The following is a 20,696-nucleotide window of genomic DNA, read 5'->3' on the forward strand; positions in this document are numbered from 1 at the left end:
CTCTATCAGAATAACAGGGTACCGATCAGCCAGATACGTCCTGACTGATCAGTGCCATCACTGTCTGTGCCACTGGCTGTGGGGTTGGGATTGCTACGGTCTTTCTGCGCATACACCAGACGCACATTGCCTGTTTCGCTGTAAGTCATGCTTAATCCGACACCATAGCCGCCAAGCTCATAGGTGTTGGGTCCTGAATAGGCCGGAGCATCATCTGAGCTGGCATACTGAGTTACCCCACCGATATCATAAAAGCCAAAAGCTTCAAAATTGGCATCACCACGACTACCCAAATTGCGGCGCAGCTCCAGATTTGCCAACCAGCCATGATCACCAATTGCCTCTCCCACTGGCCAAGCGCGTACACCCATCGGTCCACCCAGCTGAAACTTTTCGGCGCTGTCAAGATTGCCACTGGCAAGTTGTCCACTTAGGCTGGCATAGACAAACCATTGCTCAGCTGGCAAGGCCTGCAATCTGGAAACATTGAAATTACCCTTGGTAAAACTGCCTACGGTGCTTGAATCACCACTACCCTTCAGAGCCAGGTCGCCCTGAGTCAACGAAACACCCCAACCGGTGCGGCCTTGATAACGGTCTATCTGATTACCGCTGGCGCCGACGGTCACACTGCTGATGTCACGCTGATTATCAAAAAAACCGAAATCCGGATAGTTGTTTTGGTAGCTTTTGAAATCCAGGCTGGCAAATAGATCGATATTGCGCGCCGCACCACGCGCCAGTGGATAGTTGGCAAACACGGAGAAAGACTCCGAATCACTGCTCTGATTAAGCGGAGCAATACTGCCCTCTTTCAGTTCAACATCCATTGCCGCATAGGATGCTCCGATGCGCAGGCCTGAATAACCTACAGGGGCATGCACACCCATCTTGTAGCTGTTAGTTCCATCAGAGCCGGTATAATTGACAAAAAACTGTTCGCCATAACCCATCGGACTGTTCAGGTTCAGATTTAAGCCCAGGCGCTCTTCACCGGAGAATTTGCTACCATAATTATCCAGTGTGACAGCAGTGGACAGGAGAGCATCTTCTTCCACCTCAGCGATGACCTGCGTGGTACCGGCTACTGATCCTGGAGCCAGGTCTGTCTGAACACTGCGAATACCTGGCATTTCGTTCAGCAGGCGTACCTGACGCTCAAGTGCATTGATATTAAGTGGCTGATCCGCAACAACACCTTCCGCCAGATAACCCGCAATCACCTCAGACTTAATACGCTGGGTATCGGCTACTGTTATACCTTGATTCCCGGACTCGCCGTCTACGAGTCCTTCCAGAACTTCAATTTTAACCAGGCCATCAGTAATCTCCTGCGGCGGCAACCAGGCCTGTGCCAGCGCATAACCCTGATCACGCAGCAATTGAGCAACCGATTCAACCGCTTCACTCAATTCATCAACGCTAAGTGCGCGCCCTGTCCAGGGTGAAAGGTGAGACTGAACCACAGCATCATCGAGCAATGTCACACCCTGCACCTCAAACCCGGCTACCTGGATACGCGGGGAGCCATCCTGATAGCTATCTGTCGGTGTCAGGCCTTCAATGGCTACAGCCACCTGCTGATTTTCAAGGAATTGCAGCTGAGAGAAACGCAGTACAGCATCAGGATGGCCATGTTCACGCAAGTGCTCCAGCAGCGTCAGCGCCGCCAACTGAAACTCAGCGAAAGACAACTGACGTTCAGTCCAGGGAGTCATCACCTCCATCAACTCCTGCTCATCAAATAAGCGCGAGTCAATCATGCGGACAGCATCCAGTGAAAAACGACGCTGCTCCAGGTTTTCAACCGGAGCGGTTAACACCGGATCTATTTGAATCGCACGTGGTGCACGAACCACCACTCGGCCTTGCATGCGCTGGGGAATACGCATATCCCCACGATTGGGCTGCAGCTGATCGGCCGCCGTATCCGGATCATAGAACACACTGGTAACCTGATTATTGACATCACTGGCCTGCACAGCGGTATATGTGGGCACACATACCATGCCGATCAGGGTCATTCTGATGGCCCGGGTCAGATACCCAGTAGTGTTCTGACGTGGTGTTTTGCTGAACTGCATGGAAAATACTCGGTTCATTGTGTCTGATTTCATCCGTTCCAACCCCAGAGAATACGTCCGGGACGGGTTGTTAACGCGGCAGTCTGTGCCAGAGTCTGAAGCACCTGCAGGCTGGCCGCGTCTTCATTTATCTCTTCTACTTCTTCAGTTTCTTCAGTTCCTTCAGTCGTATCGACATTTGACCCTTCTGGATCAGGTCCATCTGCTGCGGTAGGGTTATCGATGGATTCGCCAGTGACGGATAAACCTGGGTCTGTGAAGGTCTGATTCTGATCTTCTTGCTCGACAGCATCCTGTTCTTCATTATCAGCGGGCTCATCGGAGCTTATATCTGCCGGAGGCTGCGTTTTCATCTGCAGTCCCTGCTCAAGTAGCCCTTTAGAAAGATAGGTACGCAACTGCACCCCTGTTATCGGCGGTGCCGGGGCTCTGAGCTGCATAAAGCCTTGTTGCCCTAGTGTCTGTACACTGACCCGAACCTTTTGCACACCCGCACTGTCATTCGTTTCCTGGTCAGTATCAAGGCTGTAGTTAGAGGATGTGATAGCCGAGGTAGAAGGAAGTTGATTATTCCAGTCAATGACACTCGGCGAGTTCAGCGCATCACTGTCCTGCCCGGCTTCACGCACACCTGTTTCACCAGTGATTCGTATTTCGACAATAAAAGCGGTGCCATCCAGCGTATTGAGAGTGAAACGATCATAAACCACCTGATCACGGTTCAAGTCGCGCAACGGCAGACTATCGGCCTGCAATTGATAGAACCACTGACCTTGAGCATTAATCTGCAACTGACCATAAACACTTTGATGAATGTCTGCCGGGAAAGCCGACTGATTGAGATCTGCATCCACAACATTCAGACTGCCAGACGCACTGAGTTGCTGATTTTCAACTACCAGGCCACTCAACTGACCGGAAACCTGAGCGGAGTTATTCACACCGGTCAAGGTAATCTGTATCTCTTCTGATGCCGTACCATCTAATGAATAGACAGTGAAGCTTTCAATCAGCGTTTCACCTGCACGTAGATACTGAATATCACCATTGCGCACAGTGTATACCCAGTCACCCTCGGCACTGAGTTGCAACTCTCCAAACACACCCTGAGCCGCCTCGATTCGCTGCAGATCAAAGCGATTTTCGCCAGCATCCACTTCCGCAACACGTAACTGTCCCTCGACTCGTAATACCCGCTCCGCATCCGTTGCGTCTTCTACCAGTGCAGCAGTCGAACTGCCTTGAATTTCAGCCGCATCATTGACACCTTCAACAGTGATGGCAATTTGGCTGGTGGCTCCATCCAGAGTTTGCACCAGGAACAGATCCACAGCCAAATCACCGTCCCGCAGCAACTGGGCTTTGTCATTATCCAACTGGTACTCCCAGCGTCCATCGGCGTGAAGTACTAGAACACCAAAAGTTCCCTCGGACTCAAACGGCTGGAACAGCGTGCGCTGTTGCGAGTCATTTGTATCGACTACCTGACCAGAAATACTCAGCTGCTCAGCATCTTCCTGTATCTGGGCACTCACATCTGCCGGGGTATCTGTACGGCCATTCACTGTGATGATGACCGTGGTAGTACTACCATCGGTGGTCGTTACGGTGAAATACTCAGTACGCTGATCACCATCAGTCAACGCCTGTACCCGAGCATTCAAGTCAGCATTTAATCCTTGCGCATCATGTGCCAGATTGTATTGCCATGCACCGTTCTCTAACACAGTGAGATAGCCATACAGCCCAGACTGACTGTTCTGCTGGGTGTCAAAGGTGGCAAAACCACCTTCCAGTGCAGGATAGGCAATCCGTCCGGAAATTTCGTTAGCTATATCCTCGGTCACACTGCCCACACCAAAATAGGTGAAGTCAGTAGGGTCATCCGGGTCAGTAGGATCTGGATCATCCGGGTCAACCACCGGAGTAGCGCGGACAAAATCACGTCCTGGACGTTTCAAATAAACGCCATTCTCATCAGGTAGCCCAGTGGCATACTCATCATCTAAAGTAAAACCTAGCTCACCTTCATCACCCAACACCACCACACTCACTACTTTAGTCAGCAGGTTGATCGAACCACTACCAGGCAAAAGTCGATGCTGATCACCCTGACTGCCCGTCAGAGTATCGAAACCAGGCCCCCCAATAACAAAATTGGTACCCGAGTTGGGCAGAATGAAATGGGTGTCGGCGCTGCCCGCATCAACCTGATCTGGCCCGGCACTTTGCAGTAGTACAGCCGTTCCCTGATCGAAATTCACCTGAGCACTGGCACCGCTAATGATACGTGTGGCCTCATCATCTCCGGCCACTGTCACTGTGTCACCACCTAGCCCGGCAAACAAAAACAGCTCGCCGCCAGTTACTGACAGGTTATCCTGACCACCCATCTGTGTTGCAGTTGAGAGTAGCTGGATCAACTCGCCGTTGCCGTTGCTGTTAAAGACCGCATTACCTGCATCACCGAACATCAAGGTGCGATCGCCAGCTTCTGTGTTGGCTGTCATACGATCATTTCCCTGCCCCCCGAACAGTATCTTGTCACCGGCACCGACACGGATAGTGTCATTGCCTCCGGAGGTCGGCACCAGCACGCCGGCAAACAGGTGTTGACGTTCACCGCTAACACCGATGCTACGGCGGTAATCCAGGTTATCACCAGAAATCACGTCATTACTGCGGGTTGACCCTTGTATATTGATATCGTCATCACCCATGCCACCGGCCACAACGTTATAGTCGGTGATGGCCTCGCCTTCGCGATCACCGGATATACTCAGGTTAATCTGATCATTGCCGCCAGTTGCCAACTCACTGTCAAGCGTGGTGAAACTGGTCAGCCGTCCTAACGCATCAAAGGCCATACTGGCATTATCACCGGCGACGGCGCGTTCAGTCGGCTCAGCCGCCGAGCCACGATTTGAACTCAGGAAAATACTGTCAGATCCGACGCCGCCCATGACATACTTATTGCCATCGCTACCACTGCCCACGCCGAGTTCGATAGTGTCATTACCGCCCTGCGCAATCGACAGGCTGGTCAGAGAACTCAGATAGCCCTCAGACGAGTAGTTGATGCGGCCATGGTCTCCAAGAACAACACCCGTGCCTTTACCAGCACGAATATTGTCACCACCAGAACCGCCGATAATGACGTAGTCACCGGCCACTGTGTGCAGGGTACCGCCCGCTCCGAGGGTTGAATCCAGACTGCTGACCAGCAATCGATGCCCTTGATGTCCAGCCATACGCTGCACTTCACCATTGTCACCTAGCAGAGTAACACGTGCGCGCTCACCGGATACGCTGATCGCATCGGAACCAACACCACCCAGAGCAATGACCTCACCCATATCGCCCGTAGATGCACCAGGAACACCGATATTCATCACATCATTACCACCGGTTGCCGACACCTGGTCCAGCGTGATGATACGCGTCAGGCTGGCGGCCTGTTCACGAATATCCTGAACTGGTGCAAAGATCATTCGTGCATTATCGCCTGCCAGGATTCGGAAGGCCGAGCGGTTAGAGTTAATATTCAGCGTATCACCGCCAAAGCCCCCAACGAAGGTAACGTCACCATCGCCGATGGTAACGCTATCACTACCCCCAGCATTGTGTCCCAGGCTTTCGATGCGCTGCAGTGCACCACCGGAATAGACAACTTCACCTGAATCGCCCAGCACAATGCTGCGGTTGAAATGCGCCGCAACCAAGGCATGTTGATCATCAGAGTCTAGGCGCAGAGTATCATTGCCAAAGCCGCCGATCAGAATGTTATCGCCAGATCCTACCTGTATTGTGTCACTGCCACCGGAGTTGGGAACGCTACTGATAAGTGACAACATCTGATAGCTGAGTGCCTGACGATCATATTGACCGTTATCACCAAAGATAACGTTCTCAGCCATACTGCCTGACTGCACCAGTATCTGATCTCCGCCCATACCACCGAGCACCACGTTTAAGCCCAAATAAGCACTGGTATTCTGTCGACCGACGGTGATTTGATCATCACCACCGGTCGCTGCGATCTGGTCGGTTGTCGCCAGGTTAGTTAAACCGCCACGCTGATCAAAGGTGGCTCGCAGGTTATCACCGGCGATATAGCGACCGGTTCGGCCCCGTGCTTCCTGAGCGGGTACCGTCAACACCCCGCCAAATCCGGCAATAACGGCGGAGATCCCCGTTACACCAGCGAGGAATCCACCATCGGTATCCCATTCCACACCAAAGGCTTCTGGGGTCCCTTGCACATCGATTGAAATCACATCATCACCGATACTACCGCTAACCAGCTTATAACCCTCACCCAGCACAATGGTGTCGTTACCGCCCAGCACTTCATTTTTCGACTGCGCCAGACGTAGCACGCCATTGACAGCAACCGCGTCATATTGCAGTTCAGCATTGTCACCGAAGACAATATTGATACCGTCCAGTGCAGCGATCTCATCAGAGCCAAAACCACCCAAAATCACCTTACCCGCATTGCCAGTTATGATGACATCATCGCCCCCCTTGTCATCTTCAAGGGTACGAACGCTCTGCAATAGATTAGGTTTACCATTACCGGACACTGTCCAGCGAATTTCACCATTATCACCAAGGATAATATCTTCACTCTGGGCCTTGCCACGAATCAGCTGACCATTTTCATCATAATGTGCCGAGATAAGAATCGTGTCTGAGCCCATGCCGCCGAGGATAAAATTACTGCCTAGATGACGCAGTGCTGAATCAGCGCCATCACCAATACGGATGAAGTCATCACCACCGCTGCTGTTTTCGATATCTAACGTTTTGAACAGCACCACGCCGCCATTGCCATCCGTTTCGATGCGGGCATGATCACCGGCAATAAAACGCACATTCTGGGCCGTAGAGCTGGATGCCGCCATACTGATGACATCATTGCTGGCTCCGCCGAAAATGATCGCCGAGCCACTATCCATCTGGATCAGATTGTTACCACCCGCACCACCCATCTCATTCACGGGCGCTTCAATATAGTCCAGCATACGCAAGCCCTGCGCATTCACAGCAAAGGTGCGCTGGTCAGTTTTGAAAGCAATGTGACCATTATCACCCAAGATAATATTCAGGCTATCCGCACGGTCGGCTGCAGTAATACTGTCGCTGCCATTCCCGGCTATGACAATATTGTTACCTCCGCCGAGGACAATACTGTCATTGCCGCCACCTGCAGCCCCGAAGCTTTCCATATAAAGCGGCAGGTTATAATTGAAATCTATCCGCATCAGGCCAAGGTCGGCCATAATGGTATTGTTACCTTCACCGGAAAGGATTCGATCACTTCCCAAGGACCCCATCAATATGTCATTGCCTCCGGCACCTCGCAGCACCTGGCTGCCATTGCCCAGACCGATGGACTCCAGGGTTTTGTCTTTCCACAACCACATCCGGCCATCATTACCATGACCGCCAGCGAGCCCAGCCTGTTGCAGGCTGGTATAGTCACCCACTTGAGTAGCTGACACGCTGCTATCGCCATTGCGGTAAGTCCGAAAGCTATCAGCGATCAGTAGATTATGTCCGCCAATGGCACTGAGGTTATCACTGCCACCCTTGCCGACAATCAGATTGTTGTAACTATTGCCGATCAGTACATCATTGCCAGCACCACCAAACATATTGTGGAATCCGCGTACACTGATATTGCCAGTGCCAGAAAAACGGCTGGTGCCGGTCTGATCAACTTGAACGCCTTGGGTAAACTCTGAGAAGTCGATCGTGTTACGGGCATTGACGTTATCCATGCCGGTATCACCACGTAAACTGCCGGTAACCGATGCCCCAGCCTGAACTCGAAATACGTCGCTGCCTTTACCGCCGAGTACATTTTCGAAACCGACAAAGGTAAAGCCTTGTCCAGACGTTTCAGCAGCACCTTGCTGAGTGCCATTGGCCGGTAAATTGAACTGCCCCATGCCACTGGTAGAGCTGGTTACCCAACCGGCATTTAATCCGGTCAAGGTAATCATCAGGTTCTGGGCATCACCGGCGAAGTTCAGCCAATCATTGGCCTGACCACCTTTAACCAGATGAATCTGGGTGTTTGCCTGCCATTGCACAACATTGCGCCCTTGCACAGCATTCAACGCCGCATCATCAAAGGTCACACTGCGTTTCTGAGCACTGAAATCAAGAATATTACGGCCTTGATTGTCACTGATAGTGACGCGGCCCCACTCGTTGAGGAAACGATAGGTATCATCCCCGGCCTTACCTTCCATGACGGTTTGCCCACCTCGAGCAATGAGCATATCCTCACCACTGCCGCCGTAAAGACGCGCAATACCCTGGGTACCACCAATCAGCACATTACCGCTGGCGGCGTTGCTGGCATAGAAGGTGTTATCACCACTACCCGCGACAAAATAGACTGGGATATTGCCAAGACCGCGCGCATCAAACACGTCAGTACCAGCTCCACTGAAACCATGCACCGCCGTAGAGCGACGATAGGTCTGGGTATACTCCTGCCCATTAGGCAATACCGCTACTATTTCGATATTGCTACCAGACAGGTTCAAGGTGTAATGTTCATCACCATCTTCAGTGCTCTTACGCAGGCGGTCTGAAGCATCGAAACTGATTTTCGGATAACCATCGACACCTGCAAAACCGGAGCCGGTATTTAATACCAGCACACTACCGTCCATGGAAGCGAGCACAGGATCCTGATTACAAAGATCCAGTGACCACTCAAACAGTGTCACGTCCATGAAGGTATATTCCCACACACGGACGTACTTGATCAGTGCTAAAACGTCCAGGTAAGCGCGAATAAAGGCGGTGGCACGCATATCTAAGCTAACCAGTGCGGCAGGATTTTTATCCAGTATTGCGTAGATTTCTGAACCGCGTACCTTACCATCCTGGTCCGGATCGCAAAGATCCAGCGTACCTTCAAAACGAATTCCTCCTTCCACACCACCGCGTGCGACTACTGCATTCAATTCGGCAAAGGCAACCAGTTGTGCAGACAGCATCACTTCTGGCTGGTCTACCCCTCGGGAGTCAATATTGTCACTGATGTAGAATCCATCCATGACATCCACGACATTCTTGCTGTCAAGGAACTTGATCACACCATAGGTATCGAATCCCAGCGTAATAAAAGCCTCCAGTTTGATCTCCCCCCCTACACCGACAAACAGCGGCGGATAGACAGGGAAGCTTTTGCGAAAGCCAACACCGACTTCCAAATTAGCCGGAGTATAAGTCACCAAGTCAACCGGTTTACCAAACAACAGACCCAGTACGGCATCAGCCGGATTATCGATAATCGGGAACTGCAGCGCATTGGCAGGTTTTTCCAGCGCAGCAAAGAAGTCATTCATGCCTTGATCCAGCGAAATGGTGGTTTCGCCAGGAATCGCTTTGGCAACGGCACTGAAATCCGCTACACCACCGATATAATTGAGGGCATTATCCAGGGCAAACTCTGAATGACTATTGCCTGCCAGTAACAGCACATCAAACACCGGCAGTTTGACTGTCGAACCACCGGCATCGATCACGGCCTTGAGGCTGTTGATGGTGTCAAACAGACTGATCAGAGAGACGATAAAATCAATTTTGGCATTGCCACCACTAATCTTGGAAAAGTCTACCGCCATATCCACCAGCGAGTAGTTCTTGCGCATCAGATCGGAAATGCCCGGTATCGGTTTGGTTAATTGCTCAATAACTGGTGCAAACGGATCTGTAACCACTGAAATAACATCGATCACTGGCTCCAGGAAGTTGGAGAAAAAAGTCCCCATATCCAACGCGATATCAGTCATCCAGACACCCGGCTGATCGGCAAACAGGGAATAGTAGTCGCTGGAGGTCAATTCCTCAAAACGGTCCATCCACTGCTGCCATTCCGGCTGGTCTGGGTCTTCTTTCTCCGCTGACCAGGTAAGCTGGAAGTTACCCTCGATGGCCGGCAACAGGTCCGGTTGAATGGCATCACCAAAGCCCACACCAAGCTGCATCTGCAGGTTAATCTGTGCATAGGCTTCCCAATGTGTCTCAAACAGATCACCCAGGTCATTGGTGGCCAACACATTGTATGTCAGACGACCATCGCTGCCACCAAAGGTACCATCGAGTATGTCGTCCACCTCCCCAGCCACACCTTCATCCAATCCCAAGGTATCTCCTGAGCTGAAACCAAGCGATGCATTATCGGTCAGATCTATCTCAAATCTGGCCAGGAACTGGGTTCTGGAGCCTTCATAGCCGGTCTTGCCATCAAACAGCGTATCGCTGACGCCCCAGGCATCAAAGTCGGACTGATCGTCGTACCAGATGGTACCAAAGGTGTCATCCTGCCAGGCTTCACGATCACCCCAGACTCGACCTTCATTATCTTTAATCCAGCCTGAGTAATTATCCGTGATGGTACCATTCATAAACAGCAATTCGGCTTGCAGGCTCGCCGGTGCACGCAATTCTTTATATTGAGGCACATAGCGACCGAAACGATCGGTCATTAGCGCCTGTTCGCCATCCACCATCACGGCGATTCGCTGGCCATTGCCATCCAGTGTATAGATCGGAATCGGATCACCGAAGCGGTCCGTTTGCAGCATCAGCTCCCAGCCACCGGTATTGGTAAGACGGCTGTTTTCTTCTTTATACTCGTATTGCCCATTTCCAGTCTGACGACGGTAGACAAAATGACCGGCTGCACTGAGCAAGGCTTCGTATTTTATCTGTTCACGACCATCCACCACCTCGGTTTCATATTCCCAGGCCAGCTCATAGAGTGTATTGCCTTCAGCATCCAGTTTGGGCTGGTCGGTGTAGACCACTTCATACACATACTGGTTACCATTCTTGACGAAACGTTTTTCTATTTGCTTGGTTTCAAGATTGAAATATTCTTCGACTACACGCTGCTCATAAAAATTGGTCTCATTTGGTGAAGGCGCCAGAAAAGCACTAATCTGGAACTGTATCTCAGATACTTCAACGCCATCTTCCAACGACCAGAGATTGCTGATAGCCTCATCCATCGACACGAGTTGATCTGCATAGAGGGCCTCCTCCTCAACCGTGAGAGGATAGCCCTCATCGTTGAGAATGCGGTTACCATCGGCATCCACAGGAAAACCGGCTGAATCACGCAAAATACCTGCATCGGCAAAACCGGTAGCAACCCAGGCTTTGCCATACAACGCCTGACTGTCTTCAGCAAATTCAGTTACCTGACCGATACCTGCATGGCCAGGCATATTCGCCACCAGATAAAAACCCTGATTGACATCCAGACCAAACCCAAGGAAAAAATCCCAGTCCAGATTAACAGCCAATCCGCCGTCTATCTCCAGGTTCAGGCCAGGCACGCCGACATCAAAGGCCACTGACGCATCGGGTAACTCGATGGTTTGACCCAAGTTCATGCGGAACTGGACAGAGCTGCTCTGCGCAAACACCAGTTGTTTGGAGGCGTTCACCTGCTCGTCTGAGTAGCTGACAAATTTCAGCTCACGCAGATCAGAGTCATTAATGAACTCTTCACGGATCACCTCAATGACATCAGCCGTCAACTCACCGTCCCAGCCAGGAAACTGACTCAGAAACGTATCTGATGCCAGAAAGGCATCTATCGCTTCGGCCTGATCATCGGTAAGGAAGTCTGGGTCACCGGACATATTCTCGCGATACCAGAATCCGCCAAACAGATCCTGATAAGTCAGATCAACAATCACCTGGCCAGCAATTCCCAGATAACAAGGTTTGAGCTTATCAGCATCCAGTTCAACCGCTTCGGCTCCCACCACCGGCTGTATTTCGTAGACGGGTGTTTCACCTTCGGCAGCTACATTGACGCGTACAGCGGCATAGTATTCAAACAGCAAATTACCGTCTTCATCCTCGCGCTGCTGGTCCATCTCATCCAACTGAGGCATGCGAATATAAGCGTTACCGGTAGCGTCGCGGAATACCAGATTTCCATCAGCATCGGCTTGCTGTAATCGCTCACCTGATGCCACCCACCCGGTACGCTGTCCACCCTCAGTCAGGTTACGAATTGCCCAAAGCTGCTCAGCTTCAAGTAGCGTTGTCAGCTCAGGGATATTCACAAAGGTGTACTGGTCGGCATCCTGAGCTACGTATTCCAGCACAATATCATCTGGCGTAATGATGCCGTCGCCATTGTAGTCGCGCAGGAAGCTCAGATACGGATTATCAGGATGGTAGAGCAGATCAAAGAGCACCATGCGCAGTCCATTATCGAGACTGCCATAATTGAAAATTACCGAGTTCAACGCATTAGTTAAACTGCTGACAAAGCCTTCGCGAAGACCGGCAACAAACTGGGTCATTTCCTGCAAGGCTTCAGCACCGATGATTGGCCCAACCACACCGGATGTCAGAGTGTCGATCACACTCTGGAAAGCACTCAATACCGTATCTAGCGTTTCCACCACGAAAGCCGGATCACTCAACAAGAAAAGTAAGGGGGCACTTTTCAGTCTGACACCATCTGGATCACAAAAATCTTCACCCAGACCGGCATTCTGTAGCACCTGAAGGAAGGTCTCCTGCCATCCACCGAGGTTAGGCAGTATCAGACTCAGATCAAACCCGTTACTGTCTGGCTGTACCTCTGGTGCAGAAAAGACCGGCACCTGGATACCCTCACTGGGCTGGGTATATTCACCTTCCCCTCCGGTCAGCGGGTTATCCGGAGTCAGATCCACTCCCGGTAAGCCGGACTCGTCCTGGTTGTCTCCTGGCACACCCTCTTGGTTCAAATCACCACTACCACTGCTCACCAGTGGTGGCCTGGCCGCTTCTGCCACCTGGGTGTTTAAATTGAGACTGTCTTCCAACATTTTACTCAGCAGTTTATTCAAATCCCGAATGGCAATTTCTGCCGTGCCTATAGGCATAGGATTGACAAATATCGGTAACTCTTCAGCGGTAAGATCGGCCAAATGATCGGAAACCACGATACTCAGGGGTAAACTGGCTTCAATATCGCCGGTCAATGACAGATCGAAGGCTCCTTGCTTGATCGCATTGACGGCATTAGTAGCATCCGTATTGGCTGAACTTACCATCACCGGTGTCGTGCCATCGTCTTCAAACAGGGGCTGACCATTTTCATCCGAAGCTTGTACCTGCACGGGTAACATGGATGCGACGACATGAGCAGCATACTCACCCAGATAGAGACGACCACCATCGCTGTTTAGCTGATAGCCACCCTCCAGGTCCAACTCGACTTTGCCGCCATCAACCTGCAATTCATATAACGTAACGGGTGAGGCGAAATTTAACGTCTGTTCGGTATCATTAAATAGACGGAACTGCATCGACGTTCCGCCCTGGTCTCGCGCATTAAACAGGAACAAGCGCCCAAGATTAGAATTAGGCTGCCCCTCATCTTCCCGCGCCAGATCCAACCCCAGTTCCAGATTGAAGGTTACCTCACGGAACAAGCGCAGCAGGCTTTCCTGATTCGCATCGGTAATACTCAACGTCGGACCGAGCAGCTCTTTTAATAAGGCTTGGTCTGCAGTCGAAAACATCTGTATGAGACGTGCGTCCGCCAGCAGCAGATTGAACTGCTCCAGTGATTCAAACGCCAGCGTAAAGGGGATATTGATTACCAGCGCTTGGCGGTCTGTATTCAAGTAGTAGTCAATCGTATTGGCTTCCAGGCCAAAGGCTGACTCCAGCTGAGTCTGTAACGAACGAAAATTGGCCTGATCTATCTGACTCAGCTCGTCATAAACCTGATTGAAGTGACTCTGAAGATTAAGTAACTCATGCAATGACTTGTTCAGTACCTGTAATTTCTGACCAAACAAGCTCAATTCGCCCATGTTTGCCAGATTACCCAACAAGGAGGCCAGTTGTGTCAGATCATCCAGCATCCCTTCCCAATTCTGCACAGCCAGGCCTTGATAGAGTCCAAAATCAGGCAGACTGCCACTCATATCGGCCTGAGTATCCTGCTGACTCAAAACAGCCGCAGTGTTATCTAAATTCAGTACCAATGACCCGATAACATCAGGACTGCTCAGTATATTACCTAGCTGATCCGTAAACCCGTTAGGCAAACGTACCTGAATTGCGTCCAGAGTGATTGCCGCCTGCGTCGACTCCGACCAGACCAAGCCCTCCGCACTGTACTCATCCAGCAATAACCGATTGCGCAGTGTCATCTGAACTTTTTGTTGTTCAACTCGGGTCGCACCCTCACCATGTGCAAAGGTCACAAAACGCAATTTTTCAAAGCGACCCGTGTCATCAACGACCACAAATACATGACCATCAAAAGGGTTTGTCACCCCTTCAAAATGTGCACTCAGCGCTACATGAATAGCGTCATTCAGATCGGCCGCCAAATCAGCAACCGAGGTGTTATTCTGTGTTGCCAGTTGGCGTAGTACAACAGCTAAATCCAAGGCTTCATAGGCCTGATCATCCAGCGTGAAAGCATCGAAACTGATCGTCAGACCAACGTCACGGACCGTCTGCCCCTGCTGATTGAACGGAGTAAAAAGTAACGTAGCTTGATCACGAACCGGGGTGTCTGCCGTCAAACCCAGCTGAGCCCCCTGTACCAGCACGCTGTCGAGGGCGGCATTAAAATCCAGGCTGGTATCGTTGCTGTTGAGTGTATCGACCAGATAATACTCAAACGCGCCCTGATAGGCGCCATCGGCAATCTGGATATCGCCAAAAAGCAGCTCCAGCAACCCTTGCTGACCCGAAGCCGAACCACCGGCCTGCATTGCGGCACTGAACTGGCCACCGATCATGGCATTTTGCATTTGCATCGAAACAGCGGCTGTTTTCACCGACTGTCTGGCCGTCAGACCGAGTTCACGGTTACCAATATTGCCCTCATCCGCCATCTCAATCTGGGCACGCGCAATGTTATTGCCAAGAACCTGCAGTTCCAGGTAATAGCTATGTTCTATATCCTGATCAGCATCTGCTTCGTTACCAAAGCTGAGGTCCAGCCCGGTATCGATTTCAGTGGAAAGCAAATTTGCGCGGATCAACTGACCCAGGTGGGTATAGCCCAACCCGCCGTCTAGCGTACCCAGATAAGCATGTGACGAAATATCAATTGAATTCAGTACCTGCTGAATATCCGCCATCAGATCTGCCAACGAAGTGTTATCAACCGTCAGTGAAGCTGGAAGGGTAATATCAATAGCTATGGCATTATCGAGGCGCAGCTGGAATACAGCATCTTCTGTCAGTCGTCCATCAGACGGGAGTGTATAGTTAGAATCAGGTGCGGGTCGGATGGCGTTCTCAACACCCATTTGGATTCCTAGAGCCTCCAGTCCAACAACACCCTCCGCCGTATTCGGCTGTGTCAGAATAATCTGGTTAACCGCGGCAAAGGTGCGAAGTTGCAACTGCCCTTCTGCAGTCAACTCGAAATACAGTGCGCCAGCCAGATTATCATAGCCAGCCAGAGGTCCAGTGCCGGGAATTGCAGCCAACTCCGCATTCAGAATGGACACCAGCCGATCACCGTTCAGGGTGGCGCCAAATGCACTATTAAAGGCACTATTGATGCTGTCTCTGAGAGCATTGGCAGTGATAGTCGAATCAACTAATAACGACCGCTCAACACCATTGATCTGGATAACGACCTCAATGGTTGCTCCAGCATCCAGCCCATTAATGACACTAACATACTCATCACTACCAACCTTTAGCGCCAGGCCGGGCGCACGGCCTAAGGCACTGATTTCACTGTTTTCCAGCACGCTGCCATTAACACGAATAAACGCATTGACGCTGCTGTTAATATAATCAGTCTGCGAAGTTACCGATACCTGCTGATCAGCCGCCGTGGCGAATCCATTTTCAGTGGGTTGAGCAGCCAGTATGTCAGCCAGATTAAACTGGCGTCCATCCACATTAAATCCTAGCGACAGCGTTTGGTTGTTAAGCACAGGATCAGCCTGAGTTCCAGTCACAGAGCCCACCACAGGTCCCACAGCCAGGAGTGAAATAGCCTGTGGCTGACTCAGGTCAAAGCCCAATGATCCATTGAAAAAGGTTTCGTGAGTAATATCCATCCAGGCATCGACATTGAACCCCTCTAGTCCACCCGCTTCAGCATCCAATAGCAACTGAACTGCATCAATCTGGATACCTGAGCCGACGAACAGGTCCAGCCAGAGTGTTTGGCTGGCCAGATCAAAACGAGGGTTGACACTGAACTCGGCAAATTCAGTTGTCAGGGTGTTATTCAGCAGGCTGTTGGTTGCGTGCTGGAAGCGGTCCATCAACACGTGCCAATCAGTGAATCCCGGCTGTGAATGAGTCTGCATGGACTCACCTGCCGCTTGAAAACCAGCCAAGGTAAGATCGGCATAGCTGGTGGTAAAATCCGATGCTGAGACTATGCTGGTTTTATTGATTGACAGGGTATTTATATCCTGGCCGGACAGTTGACCGGTAAAACGGATATCGAAGGTATAGCCCTGACCCGCGACAACTGACACCTGAATATCAGCGGGATCCAGGTCGGCATAGACCTTAATCAGCATCTGATAGAGCGTGGAAGCAAGATCGGCCGCTAATTGATTGGCCGTTTTCAACTCACCCGATGTGGTAAGACTCAGGATATCTGATTCCAGTGCTTCATCAGCCAGATTCAATAGCATCTGCAGACTACCACCGGCAACATTCGCCAAGGTCAGACGCTGAACTTCATCCAACCACCCTTCCGCAGAGGTACCCACGCGACCCTCTTGTAGGGTAGTCACGAACACCTGCACACCGGGTTGAGAGCGGAGCTCAGTAATATCAGCCGAGAAGCCGCTCAAGGTCTTACCGGCGCTGACCTCCAGAATATTCGCTGCAATATAGAATGACTGGATACCGTCATTGGTAGTGCCCAAGGGAGCCAGTTCTACGGTGAGATATTCCTGATCTACATGCCCCGCATTATCATCACGGTAGGCATCGTTAATCGCCTTATTCAAGGCCAATGCAATCCGATCGCTCCAGGTTCCCTCGCCCTCCAGACTGATCGTCTCAGTCTCAAATGACTGTCCGTCATAACTGAAATTAACGCTGAAACTACCACCGGCCGCATGAATCAACTGCAACTGATACACCGCTGGTTGCACCGGGGTATCTTCATCGACATCAAATGCTGCGGCCTGTTCTTCGCTAAATTGAATCCCTACAGATGGTGCAATATTCAATTTCTCAAACGTACCTGGCTGTGTTTGAGAGATCACCAGGCGACCGTAGGTGAGCCCATCCACGCGATCCAGCTCACGTGCTGACACTTCCAGCAAGCCACCAGCCTTCGCATTAGCGGCAAATTCTACCTCCAGCGGTGCAACCTCCTGACCCGACAGTGCACCGACAAAAGTCACCTGCCAGTTACGTGCTTCCCCTGTGACCTGCACATTACCCTTGCCAATCTCCGGCAGATTCTCCAATACACGCTGCAATTCTGCCGCACTGCTATAACTGGAGACCTCTGCAGACCAACTGCCATCCCCAACACGGATACGGAAATCGCCCCCGCTGGTGTGCAACCTGACCTGCTGCTGAGCGTTGCTATAGCGACCTGCTTGTAACAGGCCGCCTTTGATCAGCTCAGTGACTGCTGCGACCGGTACCAGCGCTGTTACCGGCACATCACTATCCAGCAGTTGCCAGCCTAATACAGCGTTAGCGGCCTGCGCTATTTTCTGATCAATGAGGCTGGCGAGTTGATTGATATGGGTAAAGCTGCTGGTTTCGCTGGCTAGCAGTGTAATGGTCAATACCGACAGCTCTGACTGCCCAGGCATTTGCACCTGTAAATCAAATGACAGATTGTCTGTCAAACGTGGTGATATCGCCTGACCCGCAAGTATTTCCTGACGGGTTGCCTGCAGACCTTCATTAAATAAGTCTGCCAGACCCTGACTGAAATCCAGCCCCTGCCCCAAGTTCACGCCGGTGAAGGGTAATAAACCATCGAAAGCCCCAGAGTCACGCAAAGACTCCAGGTACAGGACAACATCAGACAGCATATCCATCAACTGCTGGGGTTCCAGACTGCTCAATGCACTCAACTGAGTAAAGTGGGACAGCGTCGCCTCAGAGTTATAGTTGGCAATGTCTGTCCAAGAGGTCGCCGTACCATTATTAAAACTGATCTCAACCCCAGGAACACCACCGGCCAGGGTTTCCAGAGGCACCCCAAACAGATCACCTGAAAGGGTCATACTCAGAGCAGCATTGACCTCAGCGGTGGAGGTATCAGCTGACACAACGTCATCAACGGCTGTCACAGTGACTCGTCCAGAGTCAAACGTCAGCACACCACTGGCAGTGACTGGCAAGGCACCCAATAGAGCGGGTGCATAGAAGGTTCCAGTAGGCGCACTAACCTGTAACGCAAGTTCATTGAGGTCAAAGCTGGCCGAAGACGTGGTAATGCGGTGATCAAACTTGAAATCGATTAGAGCATTCAGGGTTATTCCCTGTCCATCACCCCAGGCAAAACCCACCTTGGCAAGCGCATCACCAAAGCTGAGCTGTGCCAGAAACTCACGGTTTAGTGCCAACTCCAGGCCTAAAGCGAGTTCGTTACCCGCCGTATTAAGCCCTCCCGTCACGTTGAACAGGGAATCACTGGCATTGGCCGGAATCAGCGACTGCAAACTGCTATAAGTCCCACGGCCATGCAGGTAATCCTGCAACTCCAACATCAACCCCATGTAGGTGGCATCACCCTGAGAGAGGTATTGCTGCAACACAGTGGTAAAACCGCCACCCGGCAGATAGTAACCAAACTGGAAAATATCACCCAGAGTGCGGCCATCTTCCGTCACCATCAGCGACAGGAGTGACTGATCGACCAGCGGTAACTCGACAGAAAGTGCTTGCAACTGATCCAGCTGTACCGCCAACTGCGCCCAGTGCGCCAACAACGTTTGCAGTTGCGCCTGAATGGCTGCATCACTTAGGTTGGCATCACGGTAAAAATTGAAACTCAGCGCGTCGCCATTCAGTATACCCTGCAGCGCCAGATAGGCCTGAGCACCAAATGCAGCCTGCTGTGTAGCACCACTTAAGGCAAAACGCCCCTGAGCTTCAGCTATCACCTGACGTTGAATCAGACTAACAGCATATTCGCTATTGGTGATCTGGCGACTGTTATCCAGATTGTCTGGATCCTGCAAGGTAAACGCGGCACCCAAATTCAGGCTAAAATCACCTTCACCGGACATCTGCGTACTGAGTTGCAGCTTATCTGCGCGGATAAAACCCTCGGGGTCAACACTCGGGTCCGTACTCAAGCGAATACCGGCTTCGAGTGCCAGTTTCAGCCGAGTGACCGCATCAGCTGTGATAGCATCGAGTGTATAGCCTGCTGGATTCAGTGTTACTGTGTGTGTCGAGTTACGCTGTAGATCCGCTGTCAGACGCAAGCCATAAATTGGCATAGCTGGATTGCTGGCATCGACTGTCAGCGTGGCTTCTATACCGTCAATAAGCAATAAAGCGCTATTATTGTTGAGATAGCTGACCAGCCCAGAGAGGGTGTGTGGGCCGCCACTGGCAAAATAGTTATTGGCATTTGCATGCAAATCAAAATTGGCACCACCTAAGTCCAGCAGGCTCAGGATACTGGTGTTACTCAGCCCGGGTATATCCGCATTAGATAACGCATCATTGAGTGCCTGGTTACCCAGTTGGTCCAAGTTCTCCAGCGAAGTCAATATGGCGGATTTTGATTCATCCGTAAATGTCAGATCAGCCAGTAAGGCATCGTAAACCGTATGGCCGGCACTGAATAATGCCTGGGTTTCGATTACCCCGGTGGTGTATTCGAAGATCCAATTACCACCCAACTGCTCCGCACCAGTCATGTCATCCGATGCCGCTACATCCGCACCAGTGAGTTCAGCAATACGCTCAACGAAAGCCTGACCTGCCTCTCCCTCGGCCACAGAGCAGCCATAAAACAACAGGTCGGCACCTTCGGCCAAAGCGGTTTGCCAGCTATTGAGTACTTTTGCGTAAGCATCCAGTGAGGTCGTATCGAGTGTAGTGTTGCCCAACTGCACACTGGCGGCTTCACCATGAGAAATAATATGGATCGCCTGTAAATCAGCATATTGCGACAACCACTGGCTGATTTGCTGCACACCGTCTGCACCGGCATCCAGATAAACCACTTCAACACGTGCCTGGCCATCACCACGCTGTGCCAGCGCTTGCTCTATCAGAGATTCAGGCTGTTCAACAGCCGTATCGATGAAGATCAGCTCATCAATCAAACTTTGCTGCTGTACGCCGCCAAGTGAAAAATCCGCCAGCATATCGGCTTCTGCCTGGTGCTGCAGATTGATCACAGATTCCTGCGTATCCTGAGGAGTGGGTGGAATCACCAACAGATCACCGGAAAGCATAAAGCGCTGCTCAAGCAGTTCCACCTCAGTGGTCGCCTGGCGCTGACTATTGACCCGCTGAGTATCCAGCGAACGCCTGATCAGGCCATGCCATTGCCGCAAGGCCCGATGCTTCCAGGACTGTCCAGCCGCATTGTGCAGATAGCGTGCTGCGCTTCCCATGTGTAATCCT

The 20,696-nt window shown here is 51.4% G+C and carries 2 protein-coding genes; both read right to left on the reverse strand.

The features are described from left to right. Positions 1-5: 5 nt before the first annotated feature. Entirely contained in the window at positions 6-2,117 is a 2,112-nt protein-coding gene (locus F5I99_RS09920; protein WP_151055580.1) for a ShlB/FhaC/HecB family hemolysin secretion/activation protein, read from the reverse strand. Then, positions 2,114-20,686 (reverse strand): VCBS domain-containing protein, encoded by an 18,573-nt coding sequence (locus F5I99_RS09925; protein ID WP_151055582.1) that lies wholly within the window; start codon positions 20,684-20,686, stop codon positions 2,114-2,116. Before F5I99_RS09925 ends, F5I99_RS09920 begins: the two co-directional genes overlap by 4 nt. Between the last annotated feature and the right edge of the window lie 10 nt (positions 20,687-20,696).

This window comes from Nitrincola iocasae (assembly GCF_008727795.1).
Taxonomy (GTDB): Bacteria; Pseudomonadota; Gammaproteobacteria; order Pseudomonadales; family Balneatricaceae; genus Nitrincola; species Nitrincola iocasae.

Coding starts and splice junctions, on each gene's coding strand:
- F5I99_RS09920 (WP_151055580.1), bottom strand. CDS start 2,117: ATGAAATCAGACACAATGAACCGAGTATTTTCCATGCAGTTCAGCAAA.
- F5I99_RS09925 (WP_151055582.1), bottom strand. CDS start 20,686: ATGGGAAGCGCAGCACGCTATCTGCACAATGCGGCTGGACAGTCCTGG.